This window comes from uncultured Campylobacter sp. (assembly GCF_938002845.1).
Classification (GTDB): Bacteria; Campylobacterota; Campylobacteria; order Campylobacterales; family Campylobacteraceae; genus Campylobacter_B.
In genome coordinates this window covers 1-14691 of the sequence record NZ_CALKZP010000038.1, presented here as the reverse complement: position 1 = coordinate 14691, position 14691 = coordinate 1, and the positions used below count along the sequence as shown (strand labels likewise).

The following is a 14691-nucleotide window of genomic DNA, read 5'->3' as shown; positions in this document are numbered from 1 at the left end:
GAGAAAATCGGCGTAATTGTAGCATAAAAAATTTTAAATACCGCCTAAGATAAAGAATTTTTATGATATAATGTCGCATTTATCAGAAAAAGGAAAGTTATGATAATAGACGACGCCTTGCTAAGCAAGCTGGAAAGGCTATCCGCTCTTAAAATTCCGGATGCTAAGCGAGAAGAATTTAAAGGTCAATTAAATAATATTGTAGATTTTGTAGAAATTCTAAATGAGCTGGATTTGCAAAGCGGCGAAGCGGCTATCACTACGCTGAAAGGCGGTACTCCGTTTCGCAAAGATATTCCACGCAAAAGCGACGTCGCAGAAAGCGTCTTAAAGCATGCTCCGCAGTCCGAAGGCGGCTACTTCGTAGTACCGAAAATCATCGATTGAAAGGAATTTTATGGAAGAAGTTCAAAGAAATTTAGTAGATATCGAAACCCTACTAAAAACCGTCGTTTTTAACAAAGCGAGCGACCTTCACTTAGTTTCGCGCTCGGCGCCTCAAATACGTATCGACGGAACATTGCGCCCGCTTGCCATGGATCCGCTTAAGGGCACGGATATCGAGTATATTTGCTACGCGCTCATTACCGATGCTCAAAAAAGTGCGCTCGAGGAAAATAAAGAGCTCGACTTTGCGATCGAGCTTCCTAATATCGGACGCTTCCGTGGTAACTACTACTACACTATGAACGGTGATTTGGCTGCCGCATTTCGTATTATTCCTATCGATATTCCTAGCCTGGACGATTTAAAAGCCCCTACGATTTTTAAAGAGGTAGTCAAGCACGAAAAAGGCATGATTTTGGTTACCGGACCTACCGGTAGTGGTAAATCAACTACTCTTGCCGCGATGCTAAACGAGATCAACGAAAAAGAGCGCAAGCACATCATCACCGTTGAAGATCCGGTCGAGTTCGTCCATACCAATAAAAAAGCGCTTTTCTCCCACAGAAATATTGGCACCGATACCCATTCCTACGCTAATGCGTTAAAATTTGCCTTGCGTGAGGACCCGGATATTATCCTAGTTGGTGAGATGCGCGATAGAGAGACTATCTCGATTGCCATTACCGCGGCTGAGACCGGTCACTTGGTATTTGGTACGCTACACACCAACTCCGCGATGCAGACGATCAACCGTATTATCGATAGCTTTGATGGCGGCGAGCAGCTCCAAGTACGAAATATGCTCTCTGTCTCACTTACCGCGGTCATCTCGCAATCGCTTTTGCCGAAGCTTGGCGGTGGACGTATCGCGATTCATGAAATTTTGCTAAATAACAATGCCGTAGCGAATCTAATCCGCGAAAACAAGGTGCATCAAATTTACTCTCAAATGCAGCTAAATCAGCAATCTACCGGTATGATAACTCAAACTCAAGCGATGGTTAAAGCGATCCGTGCAAATCAAATTTCAAAAGATACGGCGTTTAGGTACTCGACTAACCTACAAGAGCTAATAGGCGTGGTGGGTGCTTGATGGAAGGTATTAATTGGTTCGACGTCGGCTGTTTGGTACTCGTAGTGCTCTTCGGATTGCGCGGTATCACTAATGGCATCGTAAAAGAAATCTTTGGAATTTTGGGTCTCATCGGCGGTCTTTTTGCCGCGATGCGTTATAAAACTATGGCGGGCGAGTGGATTGCAGCAAAAATTCCAGCTTTACAGAATGCAAACGGCGTGCTTTCGGGCGATACGACGCAGGTTCTCATCGGCTTTATCGCTGTGCTTTTTGGCGTATGGATCTCGTGTCTGATTATAGGCGAAATCATTTCAAAATTCTTTAAATGGAGTGGACTGGGCTTTGTCGATAAGATCGGCGGTTTCGTTTTTAGCGTAAGTAAAATTTTCTTGATTTTTGCCGTTATTGTTACACTTGCAAGTGGTCCTATGTCGATGAATGAACAGACCAAAAAGTATTTTGAAAGCAGCAAAACTGCGCCGATTTTCTTAAAAATCGGAAACTGGATTTTAAATCTCAAAGACGATCCGAAGATCAAACAAAGCTTGGATTCTATTGGTTCTAAGATGGATGACAAGCTCTTAAAAGATCAGAATTCTACCGTCCGTATGAACTCGGATCAAAATCAAAGCACTGAACCTAGCGATTTTAACGCCAGTTCAGAAGTAAATTCTACAGAAAGGACAAAATTATGAATGCAAAAATCGAAAATTTAGAGTTTGACGCTCTAATTGTTGAGTTTAAAAAGGCGCTTGCCGCTAGCGGTCTAAAATATACCAAGCAGCGCGAGGTTTTACTCCGCACGCTTTATAACAATAACAAACACTTCACGCCTGAGGCGCTTCACAACGAGATCAAAGCGAAATTTCCGGATTTAAACGTAGGCATAGCGACGGTGTATCGCACCTTAAATTTGCTTGAGGATTCAGGTATGGCGACATCGATCTCATTTGGCGCGCAGGGTAAGAAATTTGAGCTTGCGAACAAGCCTCACCACGACCATCTAATCTGCAAAAGCTGCAATAAGATCATAGAATTTCAAGATGCTACTATCGAACGCAAGCAGCTTGCCGTCGCCAAAGAGCACGGATTTACGCTTACGGGACATATGATGCAGCTGTATGGAATTTGCCCTGAATGTGCGACAAAAAGGAAGTAGATTGTTTGATAGCCAGTTAGAAATCCAAAGGATAGACAAGGCGTCGGAACTTCGGAATTTAGGGGCTAATCCCTATCCGCACTTTCTAAAAAAAGATATGAGCATAGCCGAGTTTAAAGAGAAATTCGGCTACATCAAAGATACCGAGGATAAAAAAGCGAGCGAGGAGGTAAGCCTCGCCGGGCGGCTAAAGCTGAAGCGCGTCGCGGGCAAATCCACCTTTGCAAACATAGAAGATCAAAGCGGCAATATTCAAATTTATTACTCTCGCGACAGCATCGGCGAGGAGGATTACGCTAAATTTAAGAAAAATCTCGAAGTGGGCGATATAATTTTGGTGCGCGGATACGCTTTCGTCACCCAAACGGGCGAGTTTTCGATCCATGCCAGCAAAATAACGCTCGCATCCAAAGCGATCTGCCCGCTTCCGGAGAAATTTCACGGCCTTGTCGATATCGAGATGCGCTACCGCCAAAGATACCTCGATATGATAATGAACCCCGAGGTCCGCGAGGATTTTATCAAGCGCTCGATCATCGTTAGCGAGATCCGCAGCTTTTTTGAAAAGCATGGATTTTTAGAGGTCGAAACGCCGATGATGCACCCAATCGCAGGCGGCGCTAATGCCAAGCCTTTCATCACGCACCACAATGCCCTCGACGTCGATCGCTACCTGCGTATCGCACCGGAGCTGTATCTTAAGCGTCTCGTCGTAGGCGGCATGGAGGCGGTCTTTGAGATCAACCGAAACTTCCGCAACGAGGGTATGGATCTGACGCACAATCCGGAATTTACCAGCATAGAATTCTACTGGGCGTGGCATGATTATAACGACGCGATGAACCTAACCGAGGAGCTATTTAAAGCACTATTTAAGAGGCTTGGGCTGGGCGAAATTTTAACCTACGATGAGCGCGAGATCGATTTTTCAAAGCCTTTTGCGCGCATAAAGTATCTCGACGCGCTTACGCAGATAGGCGGCATCAAGCCGCAGATCGTAAATGATCGCGAAAAGATCGTCGCTAAACTCAAAGAGGATAAATTTGAAGTCAATGAAAAGCTCGATCTGGGCCACCTGCAGAGCGAACTTTTTGATAATTACGTAGAAGCTAAGCTCATAAATCCGACCTTCATCGTGGATTTTCCGATCTCGATCAGCCCACTTTCGCGCAGAAGCGACGAAAATCCGCAGATAGCCGAGAGATTTGAGCTTTACATCGCAGGTAAAGAGCTAGCCAACGCCTTTAACGAGCTGAATGATCCGCTCGATCAATACGCCAGATTTAAGGCTCAAATCGATGCCAAAAATGCAGGCGACGACGAGGCTCACGAGATGGATGAGGATTACGTTCGCGCGCTTAGCTACGCGATGCCGCCGACTACCGGCTGGGGGCTTGGAATCGACCGCTTGGCGATGATTTTGCTGAATAAAAAGTCGATCCGCGACGTGATTTTGTTCCCTGCGATGAGACCGCTAAATTTAGAGAAGGAGTGAACGTGTCAAATTTAGAAAAATTCGATAATGAAATTTTTAGTTTAACCAACAAAGAGCTTGCTCGCCAGTGCGATTATTTGGAGATGATTGCGAGCGAAAATTTCACCTATCCCGAGGTGATGGAGGCGATGGGCTCGGTGCTAACGAACAAATATGCCGAAGGCTATCCCGGCAAGCGCTACTACGGCGGTTGCGAGTTCGTAGACGAGATCGAACAGATCGCGATCGATCGCTGCAAAAAGCTCTTCGGCTGTGAGTTTGCAAACGTCCAGCCAAACAGCGGCAGCCAAGCCAACCAAGGCGTATATGCCGCGTTTTTGAAACCGGGCGATAAAATTTTAGGCATGGCGCTTAACCACGGCGGGCATTTGACGCACGGCGCGAAGGTCTCAAGCAGCGGAAAGATGTATGAGAGCTTCGAATACGGCGTGGAGCTCGACGGCCGCATAAACTACGAGAAGGTGCTTGAGATTGCTCAGATAGTAAAGCCTAAGATGATCGTTTGCGGTGCGAGCGCTTATACGCGCGAGATAGATTTTGCTAAATTTAGACAGATCGCTGATAGCGTGGGCGCGTTTCTTTTCGCCGACGTAGCGCATGTCGCAGGGCTCGTCGTCGCGGGCGAACACACGGATCCGTTTCCGCACTGCCACGTCGTAAGCTCGACCACGCACAAAACGCTTCGCGGTCCGCGCGGCGGTATCATAATGACCAACGACGAGGAATTTGCCAAAAAGATTAACTCGGCGATCTTCCCGGGCATCCAAGGCGGCCCGCTAATGCACGTCATCGCCGCTAAGGCGGTCGGTTTTAAACACAATCTAAGCCCGGAGTGGAAGCTCTATGCCAAGCAGGTCAAGGCAAATGCTAGAGTTTTGGGCGAGACGCTGGTTAAGCGCGGCTTTGATCTTGTTAGCGGCGGCACCGATAACCATCTGATTTTAATGAGCTTTTTAAATAGAGATTTCAGCGGCAAGGACGCTAGCGCCGCGCTTGAAAACGCAGGCATCACGACGAATAAAAATACCGTGCCGGGCGAGACGCGTAGCCCATTCGTAACAAGCGGTATCCGCGTCGGTAGCCCCGCACTTACCGCGCGTGGGATGAAGGAGAAAGAATTTGAGTTTATCGGAAATAAAATCGCCGACGTGCTAAGCGATATCTCAAATTCCAAGCTTCAGGCGCAGGTTAAAGAGGAAGTGCGGGATTTGGCGCATCGCTTTATCATCTACGACCGCGCGATGTATTAAATTTAATAAATTCGGGTAAGCTTACCCGAATTATTTATTTCGTAAATTTTGCGTGGTAGAATTTACAAAGTAAATAATAATCTTAGGAGAGAGTATGAACGACAAAAATTTCGATATGAGCAGCATAGACGACATAGTGATCAATAGCGGCAATGTCGATAAGAACGCGAATTTAAAAAAAGGTCTTACCGTTGCAGCCGGCGTCGTAGTTTTATTCTTAATCATTTTAATCATAATGAAGGCTATTAATAAAGACGATATTGATACTAACGCAGGTCTTACTATGCCTAGTGAAGAAGAGCTTGCCAAAGCGGAGCAAAAGCCTGCCGTACAAGTTCAAAAACCTGAGCCTTCGCAGCCTGAGCCTGTAGAAGTGAAATCAGAACCCAATACAGCATCTGCAGCTCCAACCAAAGTAGAGATAAAAACCCAAGAGCCTAATTCCGAAAGCAAGGTCGTCGCAAGCGCTCAGCCTGAAGCACAGAAAGTAGAAATCCAAAAGCCCGAAATCAAAGAAGAGCCAAAAAAATCCGAAGTTAAAATAGAGAGTAAAAAAATTGAGCCTAAAGACGAAGCCAAAAAGCCTGAAAAAACGGACGTAAAAAAGTCCGAGCCTAAAAAAGAGTCTGCAAAAGACGAGATCAAAAAAGAACCTTCTAAAACCGAAATTAGAAAAGTCGAGCAAAAAGTAGAGCCTAAAAAAGAACCCGAAAAACAAGCAAAAGCAGAAGTTAAAAAAGAGCCTTCAAAAACGGAAGCTAAAAAGGAACATGCTAAAGCTGAGACCAAGAAAGAGCCAGCAAAACCTGAGTCTAAAAAAGAAGCTAGCAAGCCGGAGTCTAAAAGCGAGAACGTAAAGGCTGGCGTTGCAGCAAAGAGCACAAGCACCAGCGTGGCAAACGGTAGTTATGTGCAGGTTTTCGCATCCAATGCCTACGATCCAAACGGGTCTGACACCAAAAAAATCACTAAAAAAGGCTATAATCCGATCGCTCTGCAGACCCATGTCGGAAGCAAGAGCATGGTTAAAATTTTAGTAGGACCTTTCGAGGGCGAGGCGCTACAAAAGGCGCTTAGCGATATGCGCAGCATCAATAGCGGAGCGTATATCTACCGAGTGAAATAGTGGACAGATTCGCGGTTTTCGGCAACCCGATCGCCCACTCTCTCTCGCCGCTACTTCATAATTACGCTATAAAATTTTTGGAGCTGGACGCCTACTACGGGCGGGTTTTGCTGCAGCGCGGCGAGGAGCTACGAGCTAAATTTGAAGCTCTGAGGCTTGCGGGCGCGAACGTGACCGTGCCTTTTAAGCTCGACGCATTTAAAGCATGCGACGTCCTAAGCGAGGCGGCACAGAAGATCGGCTCGGTAAATACGCTAGTGTTAAAAGGCGGTGCCCTGCACGGCTTTAACACCGACGCGCAAGGCTTTTTCTGCGCGATCTTGGGTTTTAGCGAGATTCGCAATGCGCTTATTTTGGGTGCGGGCGGCACGACGCGAGCGATCGGCTACGCACTAGGCAAAAACGGCGTGAAATTCGATATCCTAAATCGCAGCGCAAAGGAATTTGACTTCGGCTGCGAGGAATTTTTTAGCTACGAAAATTTCAAATCCAAAGACTACGATCTGATCGTCAATGCCACTGGCGCGGGGCTCAAAGATGACGCGCTACCTGCACCCGAGAGAGTAATAGATGAAATTTTATCCCGCGCAAAATTTGCCTTTGATGCGATCTACGGCAAGCAGACTCCGTTTTTACAAGCCGCGCGTGCAAAAAATCTGCCCGCAAAAGACGGCAAGGAGATGCTTGTAAATCAGGGCGCACTTGCTTTCAATCTCTTTTTCGGCGGTAAATTTGATCTCCAAGAGATAATTAAACTTATGAGTCACGCCGCAAATCTTCGCTAAATTTAGAGCTGGATGCGGCGCTAAATTTATATCGCTCAAACGGTAAAATTTTATCTTGCTTTAAATTTGCTGCGTTAAACGATACGACGCCGCTAGCTTTATCTTTTACGCCGCCCGGAACGAAGCAAAATTTTAATAAAAAGCGGCGAGATCGCTCGGCTTTTTTGAAAACGCGCGCTACGGCGCGTCGCGATAGAGTTTGGAATTTTTTCCGAAATAGGATAAAATCAGCGCGAAATTTTTAAAATTTAAAGTTAGATTTTAATTAATTACTATATAATAAAAAATATAAACTAATAATTGCTAAAGGTTAAAATTTGATGTTTTTCGGCAAAATTTTAAAATTTTACGCGCATGGATTCGCTTCGATGAAGCTTGGCAAAACGCTGTGGGCGGTGATTTTGATCAAGCTATTTATAATTTTCGTGCTACTGAAATTTTTCATTTTCGACGAAAACTTGGATTCTAAATTTAAAACCGATCAAGAAAAAATCGATTTCATCTATAAAAATTTGACTAAGGAGTAGGAATGCAAGAGCTTGCTAGCGTGGATTGGTCGAGGGCGCAGTTTGCGCTCACGGCACTTTATCACTTTCTTTTCGTGCCCCTAACGCTGGGGCTTAGCTTTATCGTGGCGTTTATGGAGAGCCTGTATGTCGCGACAGGCAAACAGGAGTGGCTTAAGATCACTAAATTTTGGCTTCGCCTTTTCGGTATAAATTTCGCCATCGGCGTCGCGACGGGCATCATAATGGAGTTTGAGTTCGGCACCAACTGGGCGAATTATAGCTGGTTCGTGGGCGACATCTTCGGTGCGCCGCTTGCGATCGAGGGCTTGCTGGCGTTTTTCTTGGAGGCTACCTTTTTTGCCGTAATGTTCTTCGGTTGGGACCGCGTGAGTAAGAAATTTCATCTTCTCTCGACCTGGCTCGTGGCGATCGGATCAAATTTAAGCGCATATTGGATCCTAATCGCGAACGCCTGGATGCAAAACCCGGCAGGCACGAGCTTTAATCCCGATACGATGCGCAACGAGATGAGTAATTTTTTAGATATCGCGCTATCTCACTTCGGAGTGGCTAAATTTTTACATACCGTTGGCGGCGGCTACATTACCGCGGCGCTTTTCGTGCTTGGAATTTCGGCGTTTTATATGCTAAAAAACAAAGACTTCGCGCTTGCTAAAAAAAGCTTCATCGTAGCGGCAAGCTTCGGTATGCTAAGCTCGCTTTTCGTGCTATTTAGCGGCGACGAGAGCGCCTATCAGGTCGCGCAAAAGCAGCCGATGAAGCTTGCAGCGATGGAGGGCCTGTATAAAGGCGAAGTAAACGCGGGCATCGTCGCGGCGGGAGTTTTAAATCCGAGCAAACTTCCCGGAGACGATAAGGAGCCGTTTTTATTTGAGATCAAGGCGCCTTACGCGCTGGGGCTGATGGCTACGAGAGGGCTTGATAATTTCACTCCGGGCATCGATGATTTGGTATTTGGAAACGAAAAATTCGGCATCGAAGGCGCGGATAAAAAGATAGAAAAAGGCAAAATCGCCCTGCAAGCGCTAAAGGATTACAAGCTCGCCAAAGACGCGAATGACACCGCGGCGATGCAGCAGGCGCGGGAAATTTTATTCGGTAACCAAAATATGCAAAATCTAGGCTACGGCTACCTTGACGATGCGAAGCAGATCGTCCCTCCCGTGGCGCTTACCTTTTATAGTTTCCACGTGATGGTGGCTTTGGGAAGCTATTTTATCTTGCTATTTTTCGTGACGCTATTTTTGGCGATGCGAAAGAATCTCGCCGAATACAAGAAAATTCTATGGCTTTGCGTATTTAGCATCCCTCTGGGATACGTCGCGTGCGAGGCGGGCTGGATAGTAGCCGAAGTAGGGCGCCAGCCGTGGGCGATACAAGATCTTATGCCGGTGGGCGTCGCAGCTACGAGCCTAGCGGGAACGAACATAATGATCTCGTTTGCGCTCTTTGCGGTTTTATTTACGGTTTTATTCATAGCCGAGATAAAGATCATGCTAAAACAGATAAAGATAGGATTTTAAGATGCACGAAATTTTTCAAATTTATTGGTGGTGCGTGGTTTCGCTTCTGGGCGGAATTTTGGTTTTTATGCTCTTCGTGCAGGGCGGTCAGACGCTGCTTTTTACGCTGGCGAAGAATGAAACCGAGAAGGATTTTATAATAAATTCCATCGGCAAGAAATGGGAACTTACGTTTACTACGCTCGTGATGTTCGGCGGGGCGTGCTTTGCGGCGTTTCCTCTATTTTATGCGACCAGCTTCGGCGGGGCGTATTGGGCGTGGATGGCTCTGCTTTTTTGCTTCATAATCCAAGCCGTCGCCTACGAATACAGAAAAAAGCCCGATAATTTCTTGGGCGCTAAGACCTATGAAGCCTTTCTTTTCATAAACGGCTCGCTAGGCACGATCCTGCTTGGCATCATCGTCTCTACGCTTTTTAGCGGCAGCGAGTTTGCGCTGGGCGAGAATAATTTCGTGCAGTGGAAAAACCCCGCTCGCGGACTTGAGGCGTTAGCAAATCCGTTTAATTACATCTTGGGAATTGCGCTATTTTTCTGCGCTAGAACGGGAGCGAGCTTATATTTGATGAACAATATCGCCGAGCCTGAAATGATCGCCAAGCTCAAAGCCTCGCTTAAATTTAACGCTAGCGCGTTTTTGGTTTTTTTCATCGCGTTTTTGGCGTGGGTCTTGCTAAAGCAGGGCTACTCAGTCAGCGCCGGCGGCGTCGTAAGCCTTGAGAGCTTTAAGTATCTGCATAACTACCTAAGCCTGCCTGCGGCGCTAGTGTTGCTGCTGCTAGGTGTCGTGATGGTGCTGGTGGGGATATTCAAAGGTGCATTTACAAGCAGCGTGCGCGGGATATTTTTTTACGGAGTGGGAGTCGTATGCGCGGTAACGAGCGTATTTTTGATCCTAGGATTAAATCACACGGCGTTTTATCCGTCAAATTTCGACCTGCAAAGCTCGCTTTCGATAAGCAACGCAAGCTCTAGCCTCTATACGCTTAAGACGATGTTTTACGTGTCGTTTCTAGTGCCTTTCGTGCTGGGTTATATCAGCTATGTTTGGCGTGCGATGGATGCTAAAAAGCTCGATAAAGAGGGGCTTTCAAACGAGCATTATTAGGCACCCGCTCTAGCGCGGCTTCCGCACGCCGTGTGGCGGCAAGAAGCTGCTCACACGGAGGCGTTTATGTGCGCCTTTGCGCTTGGTTAAATTTCATATCGGCGGCGCTTTTTACGCGCCGCATTATAACAATTTTAAGGATTAAAAATGGTCAAATCTTTAGTTTTCATCGCGATTTGGATGATCTTGCTCGTAGGAAGCTATAAATTTATAAAGCTAAATATTACTCATCAAGAAAAAAGAGAGCAGTAAAAGTGTAGAAATTTTAAAAGCTTGCGGCCCGGAATTTCGCTTTAAATTTAGAAAGTGAAATTCCGGCGGAAGATACGGGCGAAATTTTATCTAGCCCTTGTAGTCAATATTTTTTTCAAACTCTTTAAGTCGCATATGGATTGAGCGAAGCTCCGTGATCGTCGTCCAGTTATTCATAAAAATACTAAAACTACCGCGCACTTGATTAAAAGCGTTACTTACCTGCACCATAACTCCAAGCGTAATTACCTTAGTAAATAACCCAGGACCCATTATCAAGTAAGGTACGATCATTAGAAACTGCGAAAATGAGTTGAACCACATATCAAAATAGCAGTAATGCAGATACAGTTTAAAATAGTTATATTTGATCTTATCAAATAACGAAAGAATTTTTTCCTCGCTTGCGTAATTTATCTTATCCTCCTCCGCAAAAACAAGTTCTTTTCTAAAGGCCGCCTCGACCTTTTGATTGTTGTATTCCAGTCTCGGTAGATACCAGCCAACCAGCCAAGAAATTATTAGTCCACCGATACTGATTGCAAGTGCAATCCAAACAAGTGAGCCCGGGATTTTTTTTAGAAATTCAAAAGGAACATTGCTACTAAGCCCCCATAGCACAGGTATGAATGCAAACAGTGTCATAGCCGCCGAAAGCACTCTCGTGCCCATTTCCTCGATAGTTCTTGAGAAGCGAAAGATATCTTCTTGGATACGTTGCGAACTTCCTTCGATATCTTTACTCACCTTTTTCCAGTATGAAAAATAAGAAAAGGTCATCGCCTCTCGCCATTTAAATGTCCAAATACGAGCTACATATCGTTCTGAAATCGCAGAGACTACGTATGGCATCGCTATCCATAAAAAAACTTTCATCTGTGTATAGAAATCATTTAGTGTATGACGATCTATGTTTTGGCACATATCATAAAACGCGCGGTACCATTCGTTTATTCTCACATTTAAGGTAGTTTGATACCAATTAATCGCAATTAGAAAAAATATTCCCGAATATGCCCAAAATGCCCATTTTTTGTTTTTAAAAAATGAAGCAAACATCAACGCTCCTTTGGATTCAAAATCGCCGTAAATAGCCTATCGCTTAGCATTTGCGCCGCTTCTTGCACGTCTGCGCTTTTTATCGCATTTATGCTTGCCGCGTAGCTCTTTTCGTCATAGAGCGGATAGCCGTAAAGCTCGTGCGCAGTGATATTAGCAAGCCAAAAATCATTCGTCTGCGCAGCTCTTTTGGTCGATAAAATTTGCGCTTTTTTGAAATTTGCCAGCTCGCTATCTTTTGCGCCGGAGCTTTCGATCTGCTTTAAAATTTCACTCACGCTTGCTGCAACCACACGGGCATCTTTCGGTTCGGTAGAAAACGATACATTCAAGCTCGCTGCGATTTGTGGCTCACGCACATAGGCGCTATGCACCATCGCCGAGTAAATTTGTCCGCGCGCCTCGCGGATCTGCTCGACGATACGATTACTTAGCACGCTTTTTAACGCTTGAAATTTATAAGTGTCTGCAAAGTCGAAATTTTGCAGCTCATAGTTTGAAAAAATCATCCGAACTTCGCTTTTATCACTATCGCCGTAGTCTTGCACAATCTCTCCGCTAGAAGTATTTAACATCAGAGTTTTAGGCGTAGCGCTGTTTACGCCTGGCTTTAGATTGCCGATATATTTGGCTAGGATTTGTTTCGCGCGCGCAGGCTCGAAATCGCCGCTAAGCACAAAAATAAAATTTCCAGCACCTGAAAAAATTTCATCCGCATCGCGCTGTAAATCGGCAAGATTTGCGCTCTTTACGTCATCTACGCTAAGCGGCTGCTTGCGAGCCGTATCTCCTGAATATAGAGATTTTAAAATTTGCTCGCCGAATTTAAATTCCGCCGTCTCGTCTCGTAGCGCAATCGCCGAAAGCGCGTCGGTTTTATATTTTGTAAGCGAGCTTGCATGAATTAGTGGCTCGCTAAATCTTGCGTAAAGCTCGTGTGCCATCGCCTCCAGATCCGCTCCTGCGCCTCTAAAACCGCAGTCTGCGTCGTCCATCCTAAATCTTAGCTTATAATCAAATTTTGAGGTCAAGCGTCCCGCCTCGTATTCGTTTAGCTCGCCTATGGTGCCCGAGTTTAGCAGCGCGGTTAGAATTTCGCCACGAGCCTTGCCGAAATGCGCGTAGCCACCTTTTTTAACGGCTGCGAGGGCGATTTTATTTTTCTCGCTTTTAAGGGGTTTTAAAATTACCTTCGCGCCGTTTTTAAACTCCAAAATTTCAGTGCCGCTAGCGCCTTTTTGCGTTTTAAATTCCGTCTCTTTTAGATCTGCTCCCGCAAGCTGCTTGGAAGCAAGCTTCGGAGCAGCAAAATTAAACGGCACTGCTTTTTCGTAGAGCAGCTTCGCGTCTTTTTGGCTAATGCCCAAATCCTTTGCCGAGATAATCTCCGTAAATCTCACTCCATCCGTTATCTTTGAGAAAAATTTATTAACATCCGCTAGCGTTATTTCTTCTAACGCCTTGAGGCTTAGATCGTGCTCGTCTTGCTTACTAAGCTTTACATTGCCGTTTTGTACGAAATCAAGTAATGCCCCTATTTGCGCACTTTGCGTATCGTTTTTAAGCAGATCGGCTTGCACTTGATGTTTAAATTCTGCCTTAACGCTATCAAAATCGTCATTGTTAAATCCGTGTTCGCGCACTCCTTTGATCGCGCTAAAAAGACTGCTTAGCGTGGCGTTGACGTCGAAATTAAAAATATTCGCGCTTATGCTGTATAGTCTGCGGTTTTTAAACAGATCGTCCGAGCCGAAATAGGCTTTAAGCGGAATTTTGGCATTCACATTCATCGCGTCGTATCCAAGCTCCATCAGCCTCGATACGTAGGCTTGCAGCCACTCATTTTTAAGTGCACCGTAGCTTCTTAGCGGCTCATATTTGCCTGCGTAAAGCACGCTAGCGACATTAGTGCCGAGCTCAGGTTCTACGGTGCTTGCTAGCCCGCCTTCAAATGGGCGTAGGCTAAGATCGCGCGGGATTTTTTCGCCGTGCGCAGAAAGAGAGCTAAAATTTTGCTTGATTAAGTTTTTAATCTGCTCAACGTTTACGTCGCCCACGACTATGATACTAATGGCGCTAGGAAGGTAGTTGCGCGCATAGAATTTTTTTAGTTGCTCGCCGGTGGCGCCTTTGATGATTTCATTTTGTCCGATCGGAAAGCGTCTGGAAAATATGGAATTAGGGTATAAATATGTGGCGCGCTTTTCGTAAAAACGCCTCTCAAAGCCTTTTTTTGCTTCCTCTAAGATGACGCCTTTTTCCTTTTGCGTTTCGTTCTCGTCAAATTTTACGCCGCCTGCATAATCGCGCAGTACCAAAAATATGTCCTTTAGCGTCTCGTCGCTCACTTGGGCTTGGATGTTGTATGCGGTGTTTTCAAAGCCAGTCTGTGCATTGAGATCAGCGCCGAATTTCACTCCCAGGCGCTGTAAGGTATGAACGAGCTCGTTTTTATCAAAATGTTCGCTGCCATTGAACGCCATATGTTCGACAAAATGCGCAAGACCCTGCTCGTCATCATTTTCATCAACACTGCCCGCAGCTACGTTGAGGTAAAAAAGCGCGCTATTTTTTGGCACGTCATTTTTGAGGATATAAAATTTCACGCCATTTGCCAGCTCGCCGTGCACTACACTAGGATCGAGCTTAAGCGGCGCATCCGGGTTGATATCTGCGGAGTAAAGGCTCAAAGAGCAAAGTAGGGCGGAGATAAAAAATATAAGCTTTTTCATAATTGTCCTTAGATTTAAAAACTTGCGATTGTAACAAAAGCTAGTTTAAAGTATGATTTTGCAAGCTTTGTTATGAGTGAAATTTTGCCAAGGATTTGGGATTTTACTTGCGGTTTTAAAATTTTACTTGCAAAATTTCAAGAAACGGAATTTTTGGAATTTTTGGAATTTTTGGAATTTTTGGAATTTTTGGAATTTTTGGAATTTTTG

13 protein-coding genes are annotated in these 14691 nt (G+C 45.4%); 11 read left to right on the top strand and 2 right to left on the bottom strand.

Annotation, left to right across the window (positions count from 1 at the left end; genetic code table 11):
• The first annotated feature begins 99 nt into the window (after window positions 1-99).
• The 11 genes from gatC to Q0224_RS05470 all read left to right on the top strand — a co-directional run bounded on the left by gatC (window position 100) and on the right by Q0224_RS05470 (window position 10438).
• Complete coding sequence (gene gatC / locus Q0224_RS05520) at window positions 100-387, top strand: Asp-tRNA(Asn)/Glu-tRNA(Gln) amidotransferase subunit GatC (protein WP_291939991.1); 288 nt, start codon at window positions 100-102, stop codon at window positions 385-387.
• A gap of 10 nt (window positions 388-397) precedes the next feature.
• Window positions 398-1480 (top strand): type IV pilus twitching motility protein PilT, encoded by a 1083-nt coding sequence (locus Q0224_RS05515; protein WP_005871218.1) that lies wholly within the window; start codon window positions 398-400, stop codon window positions 1478-1480.
• Complete coding sequence (locus tag Q0224_RS05510) at window positions 1480-2157, top strand: CvpA family protein (protein WP_297949750.1); 678 nt, start codon at window positions 1480-1482, stop codon at window positions 2155-2157. The genes Q0224_RS05515 and Q0224_RS05510 overlap by 1 nt, the downstream gene beginning before the upstream one ends.
• Window positions 2154-2621, top strand: a complete 468-nt coding sequence (locus Q0224_RS05505) for a Fur family transcriptional regulator (RefSeq protein ID WP_297949747.1) — start codon at window positions 2154-2156, stop codon at window positions 2619-2621. Before Q0224_RS05510 ends, Q0224_RS05505 begins: the two co-directional genes overlap by 4 nt.
• A 1-nt stretch (window position 2622) precedes the next feature.
• Complete coding sequence (gene lysS / locus Q0224_RS05500) at window positions 2623-4116, top strand: lysine--tRNA ligase (protein ID WP_297949746.1); 1494 nt, start codon at window positions 2623-2625, stop codon at window positions 4114-4116.
• 2 nt (window positions 4117-4118) lie between these two features.
• On the top strand, window positions 4119-5366 hold the full coding sequence (locus Q0224_RS05495) for a serine hydroxymethyltransferase (RefSeq protein WP_297949744.1): 1248 nt from the start codon (window positions 4119-4121) through the stop codon (window positions 5364-5366).
• Window positions 5367-5460: 94 nt separating this feature from the next.
• Window positions 5461-6492: a hypothetical protein gene (locus tag Q0224_RS05490; protein WP_297949742.1), complete on the top strand. Its 1032-nt coding sequence runs from the start codon at window positions 5461-5463 to the stop codon at window positions 6490-6492.
• A complete protein-coding gene (locus Q0224_RS05485; RefSeq protein ID WP_297949740.1) occupies window positions 6492-7277 on the top strand; it encodes a shikimate dehydrogenase in 786 nt (261 codons plus the stop codon). Before Q0224_RS05490 ends, Q0224_RS05485 begins: the two co-directional genes overlap by 1 nt.
• 320 nt (window positions 7278-7597) lie before the next feature.
• Window positions 7598-7804, top strand: a complete 207-nt coding sequence (locus tag Q0224_RS05480) for a DUF4492 domain-containing protein (protein WP_005871229.1) — start codon at window positions 7598-7600, stop codon at window positions 7802-7804.
• 2 nt (window positions 7805-7806) lie between these two features.
• The gene (locus Q0224_RS05475; RefSeq protein WP_297949738.1) at window positions 7807-9330 is read left to right on the top strand and encodes a cytochrome ubiquinol oxidase subunit I; all 1524 of its coding nucleotides are present in this window, start codon (window positions 7807-7809) and stop codon (window positions 9328-9330) included.
• A 1-nt stretch (window position 9331) separates the two neighbouring features.
• Window positions 9332-10438, top strand: a complete 1107-nt coding sequence (locus Q0224_RS05470) for a cytochrome d ubiquinol oxidase subunit II (protein WP_297949736.1) — start codon at window positions 9332-9334, stop codon at window positions 10436-10438.
• Between the two features lie 342 nt (window positions 10439-10780).
• Here Q0224_RS05470 and Q0224_RS05465 read toward each other — a convergent pair whose 3' ends face one another.
• A complete protein-coding gene (locus Q0224_RS05465; protein WP_297949734.1) occupies window positions 10781-11749 on the bottom strand; it encodes a putative transporter in 969 nt (322 codons plus the stop codon).
• Window positions 11749-14481 (bottom strand): pitrilysin family protein, encoded by a 2733-nt coding sequence (locus Q0224_RS05460; RefSeq protein ID WP_297949732.1) that lies wholly within the window; start codon window positions 14479-14481, stop codon window positions 11749-11751. Before Q0224_RS05460 ends, Q0224_RS05465 begins: the two co-directional genes overlap by 1 nt.
• Window positions 14482-14691: the final 210 nt, after the last annotated feature.

Bases quoted from the DNA above. Each gene is read 5' to 3' on its own strand.
- gatC (WP_291939991.1), top strand. From the start codon at position 100: ATGATAATAGACGACGCCTTGCTAAGCAAGCTGGAAAGGCTATCCGCT.
- Q0224_RS05515 (WP_005871218.1), top strand. From the start codon at position 398: ATGGAAGAAGTTCAAAGAAATTTAGTAGATATCGAAACCCTACTAAAA.
- Q0224_RS05510 (WP_297949750.1), top strand. From the start codon at position 1,480: ATGGAAGGTATTAATTGGTTCGACGTCGGCTGTTTGGTACTCGTAGTG.
- Q0224_RS05505 (WP_297949747.1), top strand. From the start codon at position 2,154: ATGAATGCAAAAATCGAAAATTTAGAGTTTGACGCTCTAATTGTTGAG.
- Q0224_RS05490 (WP_297949742.1), top strand. From the start codon at position 5,461: ATGAACGACAAAAATTTCGATATGAGCAGCATAGACGACATAGTGATC.
- Q0224_RS05480 (WP_005871229.1), top strand. From the start codon at position 7,598: ATGTTTTTCGGCAAAATTTTAAAATTTTACGCGCATGGATTCGCTTCG.
- Q0224_RS05475 (WP_297949738.1), top strand. From the start codon at position 7,807: ATGCAAGAGCTTGCTAGCGTGGATTGGTCGAGGGCGCAGTTTGCGCTC.
- Q0224_RS05470 (WP_297949736.1), top strand. From the start codon at position 9,332: ATGCACGAAATTTTTCAAATTTATTGGTGGTGCGTGGTTTCGCTTCTG.
- Q0224_RS05465 (WP_297949734.1), bottom strand. From the start codon at position 11,749: ATGTTTGCTTCATTTTTTAAAAACAAAAAATGGGCATTTTGGGCATAT.
- Q0224_RS05460 (WP_297949732.1), bottom strand. From the start codon at position 14,481: ATGAAAAAGCTTATATTTTTTATCTCCGCCCTACTTTGCTCTTTGAGC.